Genomic DNA, 19,789 nt, shown 5'->3' on the forward strand with positions numbered 1-19,789 from the left:
CGGGGGCGGCACCGGGAACGGCCGCGGGTCCGGCGACGGCGCGGCCCCGCGACAGCGACGGCGACGAGGCAGGCGGCCCCCTCCGTCGGAGGGCCGCCTGCCGGGCACGCGGCCGTCAGGACTTGCGCGCGCGGGTCGTCTTCTTCGCCGCGGGCTTCTTCACCGCGGCCGTCTTGGCGGCCGTGGCCGTGGCGGACTTGGCGGCCTGTCCCGCACTCGCCCTGGCCGTGGCCGTCTTCCTGGCCGGGGTCGACTTCGCGGCGACCGCCTTCTTGGCCGCGACCTTCCGCTCCGGCTTGCGGGCCGCGGGCACCGCGGCCTCGCTCACCCGGTCCGGGTCCAGGATGCTCTGGAGGAACTTCCCGGTGTGGCTGGCCGGAACCCCGGCGACCTGCTCCGGTGTCCCCTCGGCGACCACCTGGCCACCGCCGTTGCCGCCTTCGGGGCCCATGTCGATGACCCAGTCCGCGGTCTTGATCACATCGAGGTTGTGCTCGATCACGATCACCGAGTTGCCCTTGTCGACCAGCCCGGACAGCACCTTGATGAGCTTGCTGATGTCCTCGAAGTGCAGGCCCGTGGTCGGCTCGTCCAGGACGTAGACCGTGCGGCCGGTGGAGCGCTTCTGCAGCTCGCTCGCCAGCTTCACCCGCTGGGCCTCGCCGCCCGAGAGCGTCGGCGCGGACTGGCCGAGCCGTACGTATCCCAGGCCGACCTCGTTGAGCGTACGGAGGTGCCGGGCGATGGTCGGGACGGCCTCGAAGAACTCCAGGCCCTCCTCGATCGGCATGTCCAGCACCTCGGCGATGGACTTGCCCTTGTAGTGGACCTCCAGGGTCTCGCGGTTGTACCGCGCTCCGTGGCAGACCTCGCACGGGACGTAGACGTCCGGCAGGAAGTTCATCTCGATCTTGATCGTGCCGTCGCCGGAGCAGTTCTCGCAGCGGCCGCCCTTGACGTTGAAGGAGAAGCGGCCCGGCAGGTAGCCGCGCACCTTCGCCTCCATCGTCTCCGCGAACAGCTTGCGGATGTGGTCGAAGACACCGGTGTACGTGGCCGGGTTGGACCGGGGCGTACGTCCGATGGGCGACTGGTCGACGTGCACCACCTTGTCGACCTGGTCGTCGCCGTCGACCCGGGTGTGCCGTCCGGGCACCGACTTGGCGCCGTTCAGCTCGCGCGCCAGGTGGGTGTAGAGGATGTCGTTGACCAGCGTCGACTTTCCGGAGCCCGAGACGCCCGTGACGGCCGTGAGCACGCCGAGCGGGAAGGAGATGTCGATGTCCTGGAGGTTGTTCTCCCGGGCGCCGTGCACCGTGAGGCTGCGGGACGGGTCGACGGGGCGCCGGATGTCGGGCGTCGTGATCGACTTCGTGCCGTTCAGATACTGTCCGGTGATCGATTCGCCGTTGCCCAGCAGTTCCTTCAGCGATCCGGAGTGGACCACCTTTCCGCCGTGCTCACCGGCGCCGGGGCCGATGTCGACGACCCAGTCGGCGACCTTGATGGTGTCCTCGTCGTGCTCGACGACGATGAGCGTGTTGCCCATGTCGCGGAGCCGGACGAGTGTCTCGATGAGCCGGTGGTTGTCCCGCTGGTGCAGGCCGATGGACGGCTCGTCCAGCACGTACAGCACGCCGACCAGGCCGGAACCGATCTGGGTGGCCAGCCGGATGCGCTGGGCCTCGCCTCCGGACAGGGTGCCCGCGGCGCGGTTCAGCGAGAGGTAGTCGAGACCCACGTCGACCAGGAACCGCAGCCGCTCGTTGACCTCCTTCAGCACCCGCTCGGCGATCTTCTTGTCCCGGGCGTTCAGCGTCAGCCGGCCGAGGAAGTCCGCGCACTCGCTGATCGACATCGCGGAGACCTCGGCGATGGACTTCTCCATCACCGTCACCGCGAGGACGATCGGCTTGAGGCGGGTGCCCTCACAGGTCGGGCAGGGCACCTCGCGCATGTACCCCTCGAAGCGCTCCCGGCTGGAGTCGCTCTCGGCCTCGGAATGGCGCCGCTTGACGAACTGCACCGCGCCCTCGAAGGCGGGGGTGGTGTACGCGCGCTCGCGTCCGTAACGGTTGCGGTAGCGGACCTCGGTCTGGATCTTGTGACCGTAGAGGAGGGCCTTCTTGGCGCGCTGCGGCAGCCCGGCCCACGGGATGTCCGTGCGAAAGCCGAGGGCCTTGGCGAGGGCGCCGATCAATCGGCCGAAGTACTCCTTGGTATGGCCGTGCGACCAGGGGTGGATCGCGCCGCCGTCGAGCGACCGCTCCTCGTCGGGGACGACCAGCTCGGGGTCGACCTCCATCCGCGTACCGATGCCCGTGCAGTCGGGGCAGGCGCCGAAGGGCGAGTTGAACGAGAAGGAACGCGGCTCCAGCTCCTCGAAGGAGAGGTCGTCGTACGGGCAGTAGAGGTGCTCGGAGTACATCCGCTCGCGCTCGGGGTCGTCCTCGGGAAGGTCGACGAAGTCGAGCACGACCATGCCGCCGGAGAGCCCGAGGGCGGTCTCGACCGAGTCGGTCAGCCGGCGCTTGGCCCCCTCCTTCACCGTGAGGCGGTCGACGACCACCTCGATGGTGTGCTTCTCCTGCTTCTTCAGCTTGGGCGGATCGGCGAGGTGGATGGTCTCGCCGTCGACCCGGGCCCTGCTGTAGCCCTTGGTCTGGAGATCGGCGAAGAGGTCGACGAACTCTCCCTTGCGCTCGCGCACCAGCGGCGAGAGCACCTGGAAACGGCTGCCCTCGGACAGACCGAGCACCTTGTCCACGATGGCCTGCGGCGACTGGCGCGAGATGGGGCGGCCGCATTCGGGACAGTGCGGTTTACCGATCCTGGCGAACAGCAGCCGCAGGTAGTCGTACACCTCGGTGATGGTGCCGACCGTCGAGCGCGGATTGCGCGAGGTCGACTTCTGGTCGATGGAGACGGCGGGCGAGAGGCCCTCGATGAAGTCGACGTCCGGCTTGTCCATCTGGCCGAGGAACTGCCGGGCGTACGAGGAGAGGGACTCCACGTAGCGCCGCTGGCCCTCGGCGAAGATCGTGTCGAACGCGAGGGACGACTTGCCCGACCCGGAAAGCCCGGTGAAGACGATGAGCGAGTCGCGGGGAAGGTCGAGAGAGACGTTCTTGAGATTGTGCTCGCGAGCGCCACGGACGATGAGACGGTCGACCACGCCGGTCCGCACCTTTCTGGAGAGAAGTGGGGGAACTGAGCCCCTGTCCCAGGGTATGGGGGGCGCCACAGCGGTGTACGAAGCTTTTCGACTCCGAGCGTATAGCACGCACATTCGATTTTTGGACGACTGTCGCTCCCTTCACCCGAAGGAGTGGCCGGGCTACGCTCGGCGTCATGATTGATCACGCGCACGACCTGCGCGCCGTACGTGAAGCGACCGATCGACTGCTCAGCGCCACCGGGAAATTGGACGACGCGGCACTCGCCCGGCCATCGCGCCTGCCGGGCTGGAGCCGCGGTCATGTCGTCGCGCATCTCTCTCGTAACGCCGACGCGCTCGTGAATGTTCTCCAGGGGCGCGCCATGTACGCAGACAGCGAAACCCGCGACCGCGACATCGAGCGCGGCGCGCCCCGGCCGAAGGCGGAGCAGCAGGCCGACCTCGCCGACAGCGCGGCCCGCTTCGCGGACGCGGCCTCGACCCCGGCCGACTGGTCCCGGACCGTCACGCTGCGCAACGGCGTGACGGACTCGGCCTCCCGGATCCCCTTCCGCCGCCGCGTCGAGGTCGAGCTGCACCATGTCGACCTGGGCATCGGCTACGAGCTGGAGGACCTGCCGGACGAATTCGTCGCCCGGGAGATCGACTTCCTCGCCGAACGGTTCGCCGGGCACCCCGGCGTCGTGTCCACGGAGATCGCCGCCGACGACGGCCGGTCCTGGTCCACGGGTGGTGGCGCCGAAGGTGCCCCCGTCGTGGTCCGCGGGAGCGCGACCGAGCTGCTCGGCTGGCTCTGCGGACGCCGGGACGGATCGGCGCTGACCGTCGACAGCGGACTCCTCCCCGCGCTGCCCCCGCTATAGGCTGAGACGCATGACGTACAGCGGAGCGGTCAAGGTCGGCGGTCGTGCTGACGTACACGAGTTGACGGATCTGATGATCTCCAAGGTCGCTGTCGGCCCGGGGAACAACAACGCCTATCTGCTGCGCTGTCGGGCCACCGACGAGCAGCTCCTCATCGACGCGGCCGACGAGGCCGGGACGCTGCTGCGGCTGATCGGTGACGACGGCATCGCCTCCGTCGTCACCACCCACCGGCACCCCGACCACTGGCAGGCGCTCGCCGAGGTCGTCGCGGCCACCGGGGCCCGTACGTTCGCCGGCAGGCACGACGCCGAGGGCATCCCGGTCCCGACCGATGTCCTGGTGGACGACAACGACACGATCCGGGTGGGCCGGGTCGAACTGACCGCCCGCCACCTCGTCGGTCACACGCCGGGGTCCATCGCGCTGATCTACGACGACCCGCACGGCGCCCCGCACCTGTTCACCGGGGACTGCCTCTTCCCCGGCGGAGTCGGCAACACCCGCAAGAACCCCGACGCCTTCGCGAGCCTGATGCACGACGTGGAGACCAAGCTCTTCGACCGACTGCCCGACGAGACCTGGGTCTATCCGGGCCACGGTCACGACACCACGCTCGGCGTCGAGCGCCCGCATCTGCCCGAATGGCGCGCCCGCGGCTGGTGACGCCCGGCCGCTCCCGCGGCCACTCGTCCCGCGCCGGATCCAGCGGGTCCGCGCGGGACCCGCACAGGGATCCCGGGCGCCCCGCCCCGCCCGCCTCCCGGCGGATTCCACGGGCCGGGGCGCTCCCCCGTGCCGATCCCGAAGGACACGGGCGGGGATGCGAGGGAGCGCCCCTTGTGGCAGCGGCCGACGGCGGTCTCGTCAGGCGTCGATGCCCGCCCCCACGTCCGGGGTCCTGTCCGATTCCCCGGCCGCTTCGGCCCGCTTCCGCTTCCGGTCGGCGATCAGGCTGGTGATCGTGGTGATCACCAGGACCCCGCAGATGACGCCGAGCGAGACCGGTATCGAGATCTCGGGGACGTGCACCCCGGACTCGTGCAGCGCGTGCAGCACCAGCTTCACGCCGATGAAGCCGAGGATGACCGAGAGCCCGTAGCTGAGGTGGACCAGCTTCTTCAGCAGGCCACCGATCAGGAAGTACAGCTGCCGCAGGCCCATCAGGGCGAAGGCGTTGGCCGTGAACACGATGTACGGGTCCTGGGTCAGACCGAAGATCGCGGGTATGGAGTCCAGGGCGAACAGCACGTCAGTGGTGCCGATGGCGAGCATGACGACCATCAAGGGCGTCAGGACGCGCTTGCCCTTGTCGCGTATGAAGAGCTTGGTGCCGTGATATCGGTCGGCGACCCCGAAGCGGCGCTCGATCGATTTCAGCAGGCGGTTCTCCTCGAACTCCTCCCCTTCTTCGTCGGCCCGCGCCTCCTGGACGAGCTTCCAGGCGGTGTAGATCAGGAATGCGCCGAAGATGTAGAAGACCCACGAGAAGTTGGCGATGACCGCGGCACCCGCGGCGATGAAGACCGCCCGGAGCACCAACGCGATCAGAACACCGACGAGCAGCACACGCTGCTGGAGGTGGGAGGGGACCGAGAACTTCGCCATGATCAGGACGAAGACGAACAGATTGTCGACACTGAGCGACTTCTCCGTGATGAAGCCCGCGAAGAACTCGCCCGACGCCTGGCTGTCGCCGAACACCAGCAGGCCGAGCCCGAAGAGCACGGCCAGCGTGATCCAGATGATCGTCCAGATCCCGGCTTCCTTGGTCGACACGTCATGGGGCCTGCGCCCGATGAAGAAGTCGACGGCGATGAGGGCGGACAGACCGAGAATGGTCAGCGCCCAGAGGGTCCATGAAACGTCCACTGCGCCTCCGGCAGTTCACTACGGCTACTGATTCAGCGTCGTCGCTGCCGGAGGTCTCCTCCACCCGGGCACGCATGCCGCGCACCAGGACCGACGCCCCGGGACCGGTCAGGATCCGTACTGACGGGAACGCCGCGTGGGAGTACTCCCCTCCGCTCAAGAAACAGTACAGGAAACCCCAAAGGAAGGTAAAGAGATAGACAAGGGCCCGCCAAACCGCCAGGTCAGAGGCGGTGTCAAGGAGCGCGGGCGATGTGGTTGCGGTCCGCTCGGCGTGCTGCCGCTCAGCGACGCCACGTACGACGGGCCGCGGCCACCTTGGCCAGGACGTCGTCGAGCACCCGGCTGCCGGGCGGCACCCTGAGCGGCTCATACGTCCAGGCGTGTCCCACCCAGGGGTCGGCCAGGTGGTCGTCGGCGACCGGGGTGATCCGGAGCAGCGAGCGCCACAGCGGGTCGAGCACCGGCCCGTAGGCGGCGGCGTCCTCGCGGTCCGCGACCATCAGCAGATGGACGCCGACCGAGGGTCCCTCGTCGGCCAGATAGCGCAGTTGGGTGACGGCCCGGTCGTCGAAGCCGTGGGGGAAGTCGTTGACGATCAGCAGATGCTGGCCGGTGTCCACGTCCGGCGGCAGCGAGTCGGCGGCGCCCGCCCGGATCGCCATCTGGACCAGGTCGACGCGCCGGGTGAGCCGGGCGAGGACCGAGGTGACCCCGCCGGGCCCCGCGGCGGGCGGCTCGGCGAGGGCCCCGGAGCGGACCAGCGGGGCGAGCGGCCCGGCCGCCGAGCCCGCGGGGTCGATGACATGCACGGAGAACTCGTCGGCCGGGTACACGGCCAGCAGCCGGGCCGCGTGCGCGACCGCGTTCTCCATGGCCAGACGGCGCAGTTGCGCGGCGTCCGCCAGAGCCGCCGCCCCGGACGCCGTACGGCCGCTGTCGACCCAGATGCCACGCTCCAGCGGGAGCCTGACCAGCAGCGGGATGCGCAGGCCGGTGGCCTCGGGCAGATGGAGGTCGCCGAGCCGCAGCGCCATGGGGATCTCCATGGGGACGCGGTAGGCGTGCCAGACGGGGTTGTCCCATCCCGCGTACGCGGCGGGGAGCGCGGGTTCCACCACGGCGGTCTCGGCGGTGAGCTGCGCGATGTCGCGGTCGAGCGCCTCCTTCGCCCGGGAGGTGAGTTCGTCGCGCTTGGCACGGGCCTGTTCGCGGGCCCGGTCCCCGGCGCCACCGATCCGGTTGCGCGGATCGGACAGGGTCCGGTCGAGCTCCTGGTCCATGCGGGACTCGGCGAATTCGACGGCGCTGCGGTACGCGGCGGTGGTGCGGGCCAGGTCTTCGAACATGCCCCAGATCTGGTTGTAGAGGCGCTCCTCCATGGACCAGCCGGTGGCGTCCCCGGCGACGGGCCGGGCGGGGCTGCCGGGCCCGGCGGGTGGCGCGGTGGGAGGGGGCGGCGGGGGTGCGGAGGTCTGGCGGCGCGGGTGGGTGTAGTCGACGGGGCCGCCCGTGGCGGGGGTGCCCGGTGGCGGTGCCGACGGGGTGAGTGGCTCGGCCTGGGGGGTCGTGGGTGGTGCGGCAGGGGCCGACGGGTCGTCCGGGGCCGATGCGGGGCGTGGGCCGTGGCCGACGCGATCGCCGTCCGGGGTGCGGGGCGGGGGCGGTGGGACCGTGCGGGCCGTCGCGCGGGAGACGGCGTCCTGGATCGAGCGGGCGAGTTCGGCCGCCCGCTCCAGGCCCTGGTCGGTGAGCATGGCGGCGAGGCCGCCCGCGTAGCCCTGGCCGACGGCGCGGACCTTCCAGGCGCCCTGGCGGCGGTAGAGCTCCAGGGCCGCGACGGCCGATTCGGCGTCGAGCCCGGTGAGGGTGAAGGTGGCGATCTCCGCGCCGTCGAGCCCGGTGACGGCGACGAAGGGCGCGGCGACCGCGCCGAAGCGGACCGGGCCGCCGATGCCCGTGGGCAGGGCCAGCAGCACGGTGATCCGGTGCACCTGGGCGGGAACGGCGTCGAGGTCGACGGCGAGCCGGTGGCCGGCGGCGGCCTGACGGGGCACTTCGAGCCCGGGCAGCGAGGGCGCGCCGGGGTGGGCGACCCGTTCGGCGCCGTGGACGGTGCCGTTCTCGTCGGCGAGCGTGGCACCGGCCACGACGGGCGTGCCGGCCGACACCCGGATCTCCAGTCGGGTCTGGGACAAGGTGTGGTTCTGCCCCCGGACCAGCTCGGCCGTCATTGCCCTGTCCCCTCGACGAGTTGGTGCTGCGCTGTGCGGTGCGGTGTCGCGCGGTGCCGTGCGGCACCATGTGGTGCAGCCCCCGGCGGCCGTTGCCTCCGGGAGCTGCGCGTACCTCTGCCGGCCGACTGGTCCGGCCGTGCCTACAGGTGCGGCAGGATCGCCGGCATCAGGTCCTGGAAGGTACGGCCGTTGGCCGGGTTGCCGAGGGCGGTCATCTGCCATCCGTTCCCCGAACGGTGCACCTTCGCCATGATCTGGGCGGTGTACTGCCCGCCGCCGTCCAGCGTGTAACGGGCGAGCTCCTGCCCGTTGGTCTCGTCGACGAGGCGGCAGAAGGCGTTCTGCACCTCCTGGAACGTCTGGCCGGTGAAGGAGTTCACCGTGAAGACGATCTGGTCGATGTGGACCGGCACCCGCTGGAGGTCGACGAGGATCGCCTCGTCGTCGCCGCCCGAACCGGCACCGCCGACCAGGTTGTCCCCCGTGTGCTTGACCGATCCGTCGTCGCTGACGAGGTGACGGAAGAAGACCACGTCGACCGGCTGCTTGTCGGCGAACAGCACCGCCGACGCGTCGAGGTCGATCTCCCGCGTGCGCGAACCGAACAGGCCGCGGCGCGGTGCCGCCCGCCAGCCGAGCCCCATCCGCACCGCGGTCAGCGTCCCCCCGTCGCTCTTCTGCAGGCTGATTGCCTGGCCCTTGGTCATATTGACCGTCACGCGCTGTCCCCTCTCCGCTTGCCCCGCAACCGTCCGTGCGCGGTGTTTCCCCGCACCCTACGCAGTCGCACTGACAACGAGGCCGCTTGAGGTGTTTTTGTGTCGGTCCTGCAACACATCGACCGCTTGGCGGTCAGGCGAGGCCCGCTTCCCGCATCTGACGCAGCTCCTTCTTCAGCTCGCCGACCTCGTCGCGCAACCGGGCCGCCACCTCGAACTGCAGGTCCGCGGCGGCCGCCCGCATCCGTTCGGTCATCTCCTCGATGATTCCGGCGAGCTCGGTGGCGGGCCGGTCGGTGACCACGGCGGCGGACTTCTTCCCGGAGCCGGCCGCCTTGGCACCGATCGCGGGGACGGGGGCCTTGGCGCCCTTGGCCTGGCGGTAGCCGGTGCCGAGCAACTGCTCGGTGTCGACCTCCTCGCGGGCGATCGTCGCGACGATGTCGTTGATCTTCTTGCGAAGCGGCTGGGGGTCGATGCCGCGCTCGGTGTTGTAGGCGATCTGCTTCTCGCGACGGCGGTTGGTCTCGTCGATGGCCTGCGCCATCGCCGGGGTGATCGTGTCGGCGTACATGTGGACCTGTCCCGAGACATTACGGGCGGCACGTCCGATGGTCTGGATCAGGGACGTGCCCGAGCGCAGGAAGCCCTGCTTGTCCGCGTCGAGGATGGCGACGAGCGACACCTCGGGGAGGTCGAGCCCCTCCCGCAGGAGGTTGATGCCGACCAGTACGTCGAACTCGCCGGAGCGCAGCTCGCGCAGCAGCTCGACGCGGCGCAGGGTGTCCACGTCGCTGTGGAGGTAGCGGACCTGGATGCCGAGCTCCAGGAAGTAGTCGGTGAGGTCCTCGGCCATCTTCTTGGTGAGGGTGGTGACGAGGACGCGTTCGTCCTTCTCGACACGCTTGCGGATCTCGTGCACCAGGTCGTCGATCTGGCCCTCGGTGGGCTTGACGACGACCTCCGGGTCGACAAGGCCGGTGGGGCGGATGATCTGCTCCACGAAGCCGTCGCTCCGGGACAGCTCGTACGTTCCGGGGGTGGCCGAGAGATAGACGGTCTGGTTGATCCGGCCCAGGAACTCCTCCCACTTCAGCGGGCGGTTGTCGAGCGCGGAGGGCAGCCGGAAGCCGTGGTCGACCAGGGTGCGTTTCCGCGAGGCGTCGCCCTCGTACATGGCACCGATCTGCGGCACGGTGACGTGCGACTCGTCGAGGACGAGGAGGAAGTCCTCGGGGAAGTAGTCGAGGAGCGTGTTGGGCGCGGTTCCGGGAGAGCGGCCGTCGAAGTGCATCGAGTAGTTCTCGACACCGGAGCAGGTGCCGATCTGCCGGAGCATTTCGATGTCGTACGTGGTACGCATCCGCAGGCGCTGGGCCTCCAGCATCTTGCCCTGCTTCTCCAGCTCGGCGAGGCGCTGTTCCAGCTCCCGCTCGATGCCGTTGACCGCCTTCTCCATCCGCTCCGGACCGGCGACGTAGTGGCTGGCGGGGAAGACGTAGAGGGACTGGTCCTCGCTGATCACCTCGCCGGTGAGCGGGTGGAGGGTGGAGAGCGCCTCGATCTCGTCGCCGAACATCTCGATGCGGACGGCGAGCTCCTCGTAGACCGGGAAGATCTCGATCGTGTCGCCGCGGACCCGGAACGTGCCGCGGGTGAAGGCCAGGTCGTTGCGGGTGTACTGGATCTCGACGAAACGGCGCAGCAGCTCGTCGCGGTCGATCTCGTCGCCGACCTTGAGCGGAACCATCCGGTCCACGTATTCCTGCGGCGTACCGAGGCCGTAGATGCAGGAGACGGAGGCGACCACGACGACATCGCGCCGGGTGAGCAGCGAATTCGTCGCGGAGTGGCGCAGCCGCTCGACCTCCTCGTTGATCGAGGAGTCCTTCTCGATGTAGGTGTCCGACTGGGGGACGTACGCCTCGGGCTGGTAGTAGTCGTAGTACGAGACGAAGTACTCGACGGCGTTGTTGGGCAGGAGTTCACGGAACTCGTTCGCGAGTTGGGCGGCGAGCGTCTTGTTCGGCGCCATCACGAGGGTGGGGCGCTGCAGCTTCTCGATCATCCACGCGGTGGTCGCCGATTTGCCGGTACCGGTCGCACCGAGCAGGACGACGTCGTTCTCGCCCGCGCGGATGCGCCGGTCCAGCTCGGCGATGGCCGCGGGCTGGTCGCCGCTGGGCTGGTAGGGACTGACGACCTCGAAAGGCGCCACCGAACGTTCGATCTTCGAAACGGGCCGCATGAGACCACGGTACGACCCCTCACCGACAACCGGCCGGTTCGGCCGTCACGCCGGGACCGGGGGCGGGGCGAGAGCGAGGGCCGGGGTGGCGACTGGTGGGGATTCGGGCTCGGGGCGGCCGTCACGCGCTCCTGGAACGGCCGGGGCCGGGGGTCACCACTCTCCGGGCGGTGCGGGGTCGCGCGGGCGGGAGTGGAACGAAGCCGGGTCGGCGTACGTGCCGAAGCTCGGCACCTGCCGCGGTGCCGGGACTCCGGCCCGGCCATCGGCCCCGTCGCCGGCCTTGGTGTCGTTCCAGTCCGGGGTGCCCATCACCATCAGGGGATCGAACATCACGACGACCGCGGCGAGGAGCAGGAAGCAGCCGGGGCCGACCAGCAGGGGCAGGAGAGGGACGGCCGAGCTGTCCGCGGCGGCTTCGCCGGTCAGGGCGGCGGGGTGCAGATGGACGCTGAGCGCGGCCATGCCCGTGTAGTGCATGCCGCTCACGGCGACGCCCATCAGGACGCTGGCACCGAGACCGGCCAGGAAGCCCTGGACGGAGACGGCCGCCCAGAGCGCGGACGTTGCGGCCACCACGGCTATGACGACGGAGAGCACCACGGTGATCGTGTCGTACTCGAACCGCCCCTCCAATCGCATTCCGGCCATGCCCAGGTAGTGCATGGTGGCCATGCCGAGCCCGATGATGGTGCCGCCGGTCATCAGTGCCATGCGGGTGGCGCCTCGGTACCCGACGACGAAGATGCCGACGGCGACCATGCCGATGGCGACCGCGAGACTGGCGAAGGTGATCGGCTTGTCGTAGCCGATGGCCGCCCCGTCGATGGTGAAGCCCGTCATCGCGACGAAGTGCATCGTCCAGATGCCGGAGCCGATGGAGGTCGCGCCGAGAGCCAGCCAGCCCGCCTTGAAGGAACGCTCGGTGCGCAGCGAACGGGTCGTGCAGCGCAGCCCGAGAGCCGCGCCGAGGCAGGCCATCAGAAAAGCCGCGACGGGCGTCACCACTCCGTGGCTGAAACCATCGATCGTGCCCTGCATGCTCGTACGCCCTTCGCGAAAGCCCGGGTCCGGGGGTGACCCTAAGCTGCGAAGCCCGGCAAAAAAACAGAAGAGCTGCATTTTAGCGACAAGGAGATCGGCCCGTGACCCGGTCCGGTCCCGACGACGGCCTCGGCTCGTGACCTTCCTTCGTCCGTCGCCCTCCGGGGCACCACTGGCACTCTCGGCCCGTCCGCGGGCTGGGTCCGTCGGGCCGGGGCCGTGTCAGTGGTCGGACGTACGGTGGTTCCCATGAACAGCAACGGGGCCGTCGAGTGGGCCGTCGTCGGGAGCGACATCGGCCCGCTGCTGCTCGCCGCGACCGGCACGGGGCTGGTGAACGTGGTGTTCCATGCCCGGCCCGAGGTGCGGGAGAGGGCGCTCGGACAGTTGCGGGCGCGGCTGGGTGCGGAACCGGTGGAGAATCCCGGTTCCGCACGGCTCGCCGGGCCGATCCGCGGGCTCGCGGCGTATTTCGCGGGTTCGGCGCGGGAGTTCTCGTTGGCACTGGACTGGTCGCTGACATCCGGCTTCAACCGCCAAGTGCTGCGCGAACTGGCGGCGGGCGTGCCGTACGGGACGGTCGTCGGCTACGGGGACCTGGCCGCGCGCGTGGGACAGCCGGGGGCGGCGCAGGCGGTGGGGGTGGCCATGGGGTCCAATCCCCTGCCGGTGGTGGTGCCGTGCCACCGGGTGGTGGAGAGCGACGGCGGACTGGGCGGGTTCGGCGGTGGGCTCGACACCAAGCGGAAGCTGCTGGCGCTGGAAGGCGTGCTGCCGCAGCCGCTGTTCTGATGTCCGACGCACGACTGGTCCCGTACGAGGGGGCGCCGGGTCGTAGCGGCACATGCCCGGGCGTACGTCGTTCGCGGAATCCGACCGCGGACTCCGACCGCCCATGCCCCGCTCCAGGCCCGCATCCGACCACCATATGTCGCACTTGTGTACGAGCTGGCACACTGCGTCAGTGACCAACCCTCTCTATGCTCCTGACACGTCCGCCCGGCCCGTCCGGCCCGCCGAGCGGGTCTCGGCGGACGATCTTCCCGCACTGCGACGCAGAACGTCCGCCGTACTGATAGCCAGCCAGATACTCGGCGGCCTCGGCGTTCCCATCGGTATCGCCCTGGCACCGGTCCTGGCCTCCGAGGTGAGCGGCTCCGAGGCATGGTCGGGGCTGGCCCCCACGGCGTCGGTGGCCGGTACCGCGCTGCTGTCGCTGCCGCTGGCGGCGGTGATGACCTCGCGCGGCCGACGCCCCGGCCTCGTGCTCGCGTATCTGATCGGTGCGCTCGGCGCGGGACTCGTGGTCCTGGCCACCATCGTGGAAAACTTTCCGCTGCTGCTGATCGGGATGGCCGCGTTCGGTGCCGGTTCCTCGGCCAATCTGCAGGCCCGTTTCGCCGCCGCTGATCTGGTCGAGCCGGACCGCCGGGGCCGGGCGATCTCCACCGTCATCTGGGCCACGACCATCGGCTCGGTTCTCGGGCCGAACATCGCGGCCCCGGTGGGGCGGATCTTCCGCGGCACGGCGATATCCGAGCATGCGGGCCCGTTCTTCTTCGCGGCCGGGATCTTCCTGTCCGCCGCCCTGCTCGTCGCGGTGCTGTTGAGACCGGACCCGCTGCTGACCGCGCGGGCCCTGGCTCCGCAGAGTGACATGTCCCCCGCGAGCCGGTCGCTGCGAGCCGGATTCGCGGCGGTCCGGGGGTCGGCGAAGGCGCGGCTGGCGCTGGTGACGGTGGCCGTCTCGCACACCGCCATGGTGTCGATCATGGTGATGACGCCCGTGCACCTGGGCCACCACGGCGCGGGACTCCAACTGATCGGGCTCGTCATCAGCGGCCACATCGCGGGGATGTACGCGTTCTCCCCGGTGATGGGCTGGCTGTCCGACCGGTTCGGCCGGCTGTCGGTGATCGGTCTGGCGATCGGGCTGCTCTCCTGCGCCGCGCTTCTTGCCGGCACCGCGGGCCCCAGCCACGGCCGGACGGCGGCGGGCCTGTTCCTGCTCGGTCTGGGCTGGTCGGCCGGGCTGGTCGCCGGTTCGGCGCTGCTCACCGATTCCGTGCCGCAGCCCGCCCGCGCCGCCGTGCAGGGGCTTTCGGACCTGACCATGAACACGGCGGCGGGCGTCGGCGGCGCCATCGCCGGGCTGATCGTCGCCCAAGTCGGCTACGGCTGGCTGAACGTGGCGGCGGCATGCCTACTGCTCCCACTGGCTGCGTCGGCACTGCGCCGGTCCCTCGCCCGGCCCTCCGCGCACGAAGCACGGGGGACGCTGCCGGCACCCGACTCGCCCGGGGCTCCGGCGCACGGCGCCCCGGCATCCGCGGCGACGACTGCAACCGCGACATCCGCACCGTCCGCCACCGATCACTGATGTCGCACGGGGACGCTCATCGCTGTTGATGTCTCACCGGGACGATCGCTGACGCCGCAGAGGCGATCACTGACTTCAAAGGCGATCACTGCTGGAGCTTCGGCCGAAGCTCCAGCAGTGATCGCCGACCCGTCAGAGGCAGATGTGGTACGCCTTGCGCAGCGTCTCGTGCACGGTCCATGTCGTACGGTCGCCCTCACGCAGTACGCAGGCGTCCCCCGGGCCTATCTCCAGCGTCGCCCCTCCCTCGACCGCCACGGTGGCCCGGCCGCTGACCACCACGAACAGTTCGTCGGCCTCCGTGTCGGTGACGACTCCGGGCGTGATCTGCCAGATGCCGCGCACTTGCTTGCCGTCGGGCGATTCCCACAGAACCTTGCCCGTCACGACCGGTTCGCCGGAGACGATCTGCGCGGGGTCGAGCGGTTCGGGTTCGAGTTCCGCGTCCGGAATGTGCACGACGAACGAGGCCGGAGACTGATCATGTGTGGTCATGGCCGGTCACCATAGCGTCCTCTTCGCGACGATTCGCCGTCAGGGCAGGAAGCACTGCGGCACCGGGACGGGAGAGGCACTGGAGGAACACCGGAGGGGACACCGAAGGGACCCGCACACGGGGAGGCCGGCCCGGCCGTACGTTTGAGGACGGCACACCCGCGACAGGGATGTGGACATGCCATCGACTGCGTCGGACGGCGCGCATCCCTACACCCCCGTCCTCTCCCCCGAGGTACGGACGGCCCTCGCCACGCACCACCCCGTCGTGGCCCTGGAATCGACGATCATCGCCCACGGTCTGCCGCGCCCCCGCAATCTGCGGGTCGCCGAGGAGCTCGAAGATCTGGTGCGGGCCGCGGGCGCGGTCCCTGCCACGATCGCCGTGCTCGACGGACAGGCCCGCATCGGCCTGGACGAGGACGCGTTGGAACGGGTCGCCACCGATCCGGCCATGCGGAAACTGGGCCACCGCGATCTCGCACCGGCCCTTGCGACGGGCGCCAGCGGGGCGACGACCGTGTCCGCGACGGCGTTCCTCGCCGCCCGCGCCGGACTGCGCGTCTTCGCGACGGGCGGGCTCGGCGGCGTGCACCGGGAATGGACACGGACCCAGGACGAGTCGGCGGACCTGCGGCTCCTCGCGCGAACCGGCATCACGGTGGTGTGTGCGGGGGTGAAGTCGATCCTGGACGTCCCCGCCACCCTGCAGCGCCTGGAAACGCTGGGGATCGGGGTCCTCGGCTACGGCACCGATCACTTCCCCGGCTTCTACCTGCACAGCTCGGGCGAACCGGTCGACTGGACGGTGCGGACGCCCGAGGAGGTCGCGGAGGTGATGCGGGCCCAGGACGCGCTGGACGGCACCGCCTCCGCGCTGATCGTCGCCAACCCCGTACCCGCGCGGGACCAGTTGGATCCCGGACTTCACGACCGTGTGCTGGCAGAAGCCCTCGACGCGTGCCGGGATCGCGGCATCGTGGGCCAGGCCGTCACCCCCTTCCTGCTGGACCGGCTGATGCGACGGACCGAGGGGGCCTCCTTGGAGGCCAATCTGGCGGCCGTACGCGCAAACGTGTCCCTCGCCGCCCGGGTCGCCTCCGCGTGGACGGCCCGCGCACGCGGCACGGCGGAGCGCCGCGGCGACCGGAACACAACGCGGCGCGACGGTGCGCGGTGAACAGGACCGGTCCGCAACGCGCGAGGTCCGGAGCCGGCCCGGAACGCGCGGGCAACCGTACCGTGCCGGAACCCAGGGGGGACGGTGTCGCGTCGGCGCCCGACAGCCGGTCGACGGCCCGCGGCGGGCTTCTCGTCATCGGCGACGTGGTCACCGACGTGGTGGCCCGGCATGCGAAGGAGCTGTCCCGCGGTACGGACACCTCCGCCCGGATCCATACCCTGCCGGGCGGCGCGGGCGCCAACGTCGCCTGCTGGGCGGCACGTTCGGGCTGTCCGGACGTGCGGCTGCTGGCACGGGTCGGCACCGACAGCGCGGCCTGGCACCGTGACGCGCTGAGCCGGGCGGGGGTGCGCTGCCTGCTGGCCGTGGACGACGAGGCGCCGACCGCCACCGTCGTCGCCCTCGTCGACTCCACGGCCGAGCGCACGTTCCTCACCGACAGCGGCGCCGTGCTGCGCCTCTCCCCGGACGACTGGTCGGCGTCGATGCTCGACGGAGTCGGCCACCTCCACCTCTCCGGGTACCTTCTCTTCGCCGCGACGAGCAGGGCGACCGTTCTGCTCGCACTGCGGGAGGCGCGACGGCGGCGGATCACGGTGAGCGTCGACCCGGCCTCCGCCGGATTCCTCGCCGAACTGGGCGTGGACCGCTTCCTGACCGCGGTGGAGGGTGCGGACCTGCTGCTCCCCAATACGGACGAGGCCCACCTGCTCACCGGAACCCCGGACCCGGCGGACGCCGCCGCGGAGTTGAGCCTCCGGGTGCCCCGAGTGGTCGTCACGCTCGGTGAGGGCGGCGCGCTGCTGGCCGTGTCGGGCACGGTGACGGGACGCTTTCCGGCCGTTCCGGTGCGGGGAGCCGTGGACTCGACAGGTGCGGGCGACGCGTTCACCGGCGGCCTCCTCGCGGCGCTGCTGTCGGGGGCGGACGACGCCTCGGCCGTGGCGGCGGGCTGCCGTTCGGGGGCCGAGGCGGTCACCACGGTGGGCGGCCGCCCGCGCCCGTGAGGGATGCCCGCCGACCTGGGCGGGCGGGTGCCGAACGGGCCGGGCCGACGGCGGATGCCCGCCGATCCAGGCGGGTGCCGAACGGGCCGACGGCGGATGCCGACCGGGACGCGACATGTCCCGTCGTCGCCGGACGGGCTCCGCCCGCTACGCGTTCCGCCCGCTGCGCTGCCATCCGGTCCAGGCGGGGGGCAGCGGGTCGTCGGCCCGTACGACCGCGTCCGCGCGATCGCCGGGCGCCGCTTCTTCCTCGTACCGCGCGAATGCGGGCAGGGTCCAGCGCTCGCTCTCCCCGGTGCGCCGCTGCAGCGCGCCCGGCGACATCCGCAGAGGGACGCTCAGGTCCAACGGGCCGTGGATCCTTCGAACGCCCCCCACGTTACCGACGTGTTGCCCCGCCGAGCCCTCCTCGCCCATCAAAGCCGCGCATGCGGCCACCCTCGCCCCGCCGCCCGCGCGCCCGCCCCTCCGTCCCCCTTCCGGAACGCGCCGGACCGCACCATGTCCGGCCCGCCGTTCACTCCCCACGGAGCTCGGCGGCGAGCGGCCCGTCGCCGGTCACTTCGGCGCGCCCGTTCCTGACCGCCTCCGCGAGGGTCAACTCACCCCGTCCGAGCGCGAGACACGCTTCGACATCGAGCGCGATACGGGCATCGGCATGGGCGGCCGGGCCGTCCCCGTACACCGCCGCGCCGACCGGGGACTCCCGCGCGCCACCGCCCGCGTCCGCGGCGTCGTCTCCCGCGCCGCGCCCCGCCTCGGGCGTCCCGCCACCGGCGCGCACATGGAACTCCCCCTCGTCCAGGCGGACTTCGACGACCCCCGCGTGCGTCGTCCCGTCCAGGACGCGCAACAACGGCAGCGCGAACCAGTGCGCCCGTACGGCATCGGTGGGCCGCCGTTCGTCGAGCGCGGGCGCCCCCCATTCGGCGAGCGCGGAGAGTACGGGCAGCAACCCACGGCCGCGTTCCGTCAGTTCGTACACCGAGGCCGCGGCGGGCGGTGGAAGCCGGCGGCGGGTGGCAAGACCGTTGTGCTCCATGTCCTTGAGCCGGGAGGCGAGGACGTCCGTACTGACGCCCGGCAGGTCCGCATGGAGGTCCGTGTACCGGCGCGGCCCCGCCAGCAGTTCACGGACGATCAGCAAGGTCCACCGATCGCCCACGGAGTCGAGGGAGCGCGCGGTGGCACAGAACTGGTCGTAACTCCGGCGGCGGGACGGGCGCGTTGCGGCTTGTTGCTGACGTGGCATGCGACGCAGTCTAGACATGTTGTTGGACTTTCCAAGCCTGAGCTTGGTAAAACCAAGTATCGCAACCAGGTCGGGGAGGCCACCGCATGGAATTCCGGCAGTCCAGCAAGCTCGACGAGGTCTGTTACGAGATCCGGGGCCCGGTCATCGAGCACGCCAACGCCCTGGAGGAGGCGGGCCACAGCGTGCTCCGCCTCAACACCGGCAACCCCGCACTCTTCGGCTTCGAGGCGCCCGAGGAAGTCGTCCAGGACATGATCCGGATGCTTCCGCAGGCGCACGGCTACACCGACTCGCGCGGCATCCTCTCCGCGCGCCGAGCGGTGGTGCAGCGCTACCAGGCGATGGGGCTGACGGACGTGGGGGTCGACGACGTCTTCCTCGGCAACGGCGTCTCCGAGCTGATCTCCATGGCCGTCCAGGCGCTGCTGGAGGACGGCGACGAAGTGCTCATCCCGTCTCCCGACTACCCGTTGTGGACGGCGGTGGTGACCCTCGCGGGCGGCAAGGCGGTGCACTACACATGCGACGAGGCGTCGGATTGGAACCCCGACCTGGAGGACATGGCCTCGAAGATCGGCGACCGCACCAGGGCCGTCGTGATCATCAATCCGAACAACCCGACCGGCGCCGTCTATCCGCGCGAGATCCTCGAAGGCATCCTCGATCTGGCGCGCAGGCACGGCCTGATGGTGTTCGCCGACGAGATCTATGACCAGATCCTCTACGACGACGCCGAGCACCACACCGTGGCGTCCCTCGCCCCCGACCTGCTCTGCCTCACGTTCAGCGGCCTGTCGAAGACGTACCGCGTCGCGGGCTTCCGCTCCGGCTGGCTGGTGATCTCGGGCCCGCAGCAGCACGCCCGCAGCTATCTGGAGGGGCTCACCACCCTCGCTTCCATGCGTCTGTGCCCCAACGCGCCGGCGCAGTACGCCATTCAGGCGGCGCTCGGTGGCCGGCAGTCGATCCGGGAGCTGGTGGCGCCCGGCGGCAGGCTGCACGAGCAGCGGAACCGGGCCTGGGAGAAGCTGAACGAGATCCCCGGTGTGTCGTGCGTGAAGCCGAAGGGCGCGCTGTACGCGTTCCCTCGCATCGACCCGCAGGTGCACCCGATCGTCGACGACGAGAAATTCGTCCTGGACCTGCTGCTGCGGGAGAAGATCCAGGTCGTCCAGGGCACGGGCTTCAACTGGCCGCGGCCCGACCACTTCCGGATCCTGACGCTGCCGTACGCTGACGACCTCGACGCGGCCATCAGCCGCATCGGCCGCTTCCTGACCGGATACCGCCAGTGATCGGATGCCCCG

Annotated in this window: 15 protein-coding genes and 1 pseudogene; 7 read left to right on the forward strand and 9 right to left on the reverse strand. The window is 70.6% G+C overall.

Annotation, left to right across the window (positions count from 1 at the left end; translation table 11 throughout):
- Positions 1 to 115: 115 nt before the first annotated feature.
- A complete protein-coding gene (uvrA, locus tag ACGF2V_RS06220; RefSeq protein WP_362703795.1) occupies positions 116 to 3,175 on the reverse strand; it encodes an excinuclease ABC subunit UvrA in 3,060 nt (1,019 codons plus the stop codon).
- Positions 3,176 to 3,351: 176 nt separating this feature from the next.
- On the opposite strand from uvrA, the gene ACGF2V_RS06225 reads away from it, so the two are divergent.
- The gene (locus ACGF2V_RS06225) at positions 3,352 to 4,041 is read left to right on the forward strand and encodes a maleylpyruvate isomerase family mycothiol-dependent enzyme (protein ID WP_362628774.1); all 690 of its coding nucleotides are present in this window, start codon (positions 3,352 to 3,354) and stop codon (positions 4,039 to 4,041) included.
- Positions 4,042 to 4,051: 10 nt separating this feature from the next.
- Entirely contained in the window at positions 4,052 to 4,708 is a 657-nt protein-coding gene (locus ACGF2V_RS06230; protein ID WP_362628777.1) for an MBL fold metallo-hydrolase, read from the forward strand.
- Between the two features lie 201 nt (positions 4,709 to 4,909).
- Here the strand turns inward: ACGF2V_RS06230 and ACGF2V_RS06235 are convergent, their stop codons facing one another.
- The 5 genes from ACGF2V_RS06235 to ACGF2V_RS06255 all read right to left on the reverse strand — a co-directional run bounded on the left by ACGF2V_RS06235 (position 4,910) and on the right by ACGF2V_RS06255 (position 12,159).
- Complete coding sequence (locus tag ACGF2V_RS06235; RefSeq protein WP_362628780.1) at positions 4,910 to 5,914, reverse strand: TerC family protein; 1,005 nt, start codon at positions 5,912 to 5,914, stop codon at positions 4,910 to 4,912.
- Between the two features lie 284 nt (positions 5,915 to 6,198).
- Positions 6,199 to 8,148 carry a TerD family protein gene (locus ACGF2V_RS06240; protein WP_362703799.1) on the reverse strand — a complete coding sequence of 650 codons (1,950 nt, stop codon included), beginning with the start codon at positions 8,146 to 8,148 and terminating at the stop codon, positions 6,199 to 6,201.
- A 143-nt stretch (positions 8,149 to 8,291) separates the two neighbouring features.
- Positions 8,292 to 8,870, reverse strand: coding sequence for a TerD family protein (locus ACGF2V_RS06245; protein WP_362628786.1), 579 nt, complete (start codon positions 8,868 to 8,870; stop codon positions 8,292 to 8,294).
- Positions 8,871 to 9,003: 133 nt separating this feature from the next.
- On the reverse strand, positions 9,004 to 11,118 hold the full coding sequence (uvrB, locus tag ACGF2V_RS06250) for an excinuclease ABC subunit UvrB (RefSeq protein ID WP_362703802.1): 2,115 nt from the start codon (positions 11,116 to 11,118) through the stop codon (positions 9,004 to 9,006).
- A gap of 153 nt (positions 11,119 to 11,271) precedes the next feature.
- A complete protein-coding gene (locus ACGF2V_RS06255) occupies positions 11,272 to 12,159 on the reverse strand; it encodes an MHYT domain-containing protein (protein WP_362628792.1) in 888 nt (295 codons plus the stop codon).
- A gap of 252 nt (positions 12,160 to 12,411) precedes the next feature.
- Between ACGF2V_RS06255 and ACGF2V_RS06260 the strand changes: the two genes are divergently transcribed.
- Both ACGF2V_RS06260 and ACGF2V_RS06265 read left to right on the forward strand, forming a co-directional pair.
- A complete protein-coding gene (locus tag ACGF2V_RS06260; protein WP_362703805.1) occupies positions 12,412 to 12,954 on the forward strand; it encodes a methylated-DNA--[protein]-cysteine S-methyltransferase in 543 nt (180 codons plus the stop codon).
- A 136-nt stretch (positions 12,955 to 13,090) separates the two neighbouring features.
- Positions 13,091 to 14,542, forward strand: a complete 1,452-nt coding sequence (locus ACGF2V_RS06265) for an MFS transporter (protein WP_392910951.1) — start codon at positions 13,091 to 13,093, stop codon at positions 14,540 to 14,542.
- A 132-nt stretch (positions 14,543 to 14,674) separates the two neighbouring features.
- On the opposite strand, the gene ACGF2V_RS06270 is transcribed toward ACGF2V_RS06265, so the two are convergent.
- On the reverse strand, positions 14,675 to 15,037 hold the full coding sequence (locus tag ACGF2V_RS06270) for a cupin domain-containing protein (protein ID WP_073788646.1): 363 nt from the start codon (positions 15,035 to 15,037) through the stop codon (positions 14,675 to 14,677).
- 178 nt (positions 15,038 to 15,215) lie between these two features.
- On the opposite strand from ACGF2V_RS06270, the gene ACGF2V_RS06275 reads away from it, so the two are divergent.
- Both ACGF2V_RS06275 and ACGF2V_RS06280 read left to right on the forward strand, forming a co-directional pair.
- Complete coding sequence (locus tag ACGF2V_RS06275) at positions 15,216 to 16,217, forward strand: pseudouridine-5'-phosphate glycosidase (RefSeq protein ID WP_362621072.1); 1,002 nt, start codon at positions 15,216 to 15,218, stop codon at positions 16,215 to 16,217.
- A gap of 62 nt (positions 16,218 to 16,279) precedes the next feature.
- Entirely contained in the window at positions 16,280 to 17,227 is a 948-nt protein-coding gene (locus ACGF2V_RS06280) for a sugar kinase (protein ID WP_362703809.1), read from the forward strand.
- A 147-nt stretch (positions 17,228 to 17,374) separates the two neighbouring features.
- Here the strand turns inward: ACGF2V_RS06280 and ACGF2V_RS06285 are convergent.
- A pseudogene (locus ACGF2V_RS06285) lies at positions 17,375 to 17,602 on the reverse strand (uridine kinase); the annotation flags it as partial.
- A gap of 142 nt (positions 17,603 to 17,744) precedes the next feature.
- Positions 17,745 to 18,479 (reverse strand): helix-turn-helix domain-containing protein, encoded by a 735-nt coding sequence (locus tag ACGF2V_RS06290; protein WP_362621076.1) that lies wholly within the window; start codon positions 18,477 to 18,479, stop codon positions 17,745 to 17,747.
- Between the two features lie 86 nt (positions 18,480 to 18,565).
- Between ACGF2V_RS06290 and ACGF2V_RS06295 the strand changes: the two genes are divergently transcribed.
- A complete protein-coding gene (locus ACGF2V_RS06295) occupies positions 18,566 to 19,777 on the forward strand; it encodes a pyridoxal phosphate-dependent aminotransferase (RefSeq protein ID WP_362703812.1) in 1,212 nt (403 codons plus the stop codon).
- The last annotated feature ends 12 nt before the right edge of the window (positions 19,778 to 19,789 follow it).

It is taken from the genome of Streptomyces sp. NPDC047982, from assembly GCF_043204165.1.
Lineage (GTDB): Bacteria > Actinomycetota > Actinomycetes > Streptomycetales > Streptomycetaceae > Streptomyces.

Coding starts and splice junctions, on each gene's coding strand:
- ACGF2V_RS06270 (WP_073788646.1), bottom strand. CDS start 15,037: ATGACCACACATGATCAGTCTCCGGCCTCGTTCGTCGTGCACATTCCG.
- ACGF2V_RS06255 (WP_362628792.1), bottom strand. CDS start 12,159: ATGCAGGGCACGATCGATGGTTTCAGCCACGGAGTGGTGACGCCCGTC.
- ACGF2V_RS06295 (WP_362703812.1), top strand. CDS start 18,566: ATGGAATTCCGGCAGTCCAGCAAGCTCGACGAGGTCTGTTACGAGATC.
- ACGF2V_RS06275 (WP_362621072.1), top strand. CDS start 15,216: ATGCCATCGACTGCGTCGGACGGCGCGCATCCCTACACCCCCGTCCTC.
- ACGF2V_RS06260 (WP_362703805.1), top strand. CDS start 12,412: ATGAACAGCAACGGGGCCGTCGAGTGGGCCGTCGTCGGGAGCGACATC.
- ACGF2V_RS06230 (WP_362628777.1), top strand. CDS start 4,052: ATGACGTACAGCGGAGCGGTCAAGGTCGGCGGTCGTGCTGACGTACAC.
- uvrB (WP_362703802.1), bottom strand. CDS start 11,118: ATGCGGCCCGTTTCGAAGATCGAACGTTCGGTGGCGCCTTTCGAGGTC.
- ACGF2V_RS06290 (WP_362621076.1), bottom strand. CDS start 18,479: ATGCCACGTCAGCAACAAGCCGCAACGCGCCCGTCCCGCCGCCGGAGT.
- ACGF2V_RS06225 (WP_362628774.1), top strand. CDS start 3,352: ATGATTGATCACGCGCACGACCTGCGCGCCGTACGTGAAGCGACCGAT.
- ACGF2V_RS06265 (WP_392910951.1), top strand. CDS start 13,091: ATGTCGCACTTGTGTACGAGCTGGCACACTGCGTCAGTGACCAACCCT.
- ACGF2V_RS06240 (WP_362703799.1), bottom strand. CDS start 8,148: ATGACGGCCGAGCTGGTCCGGGGGCAGAACCACACCTTGTCCCAGACC.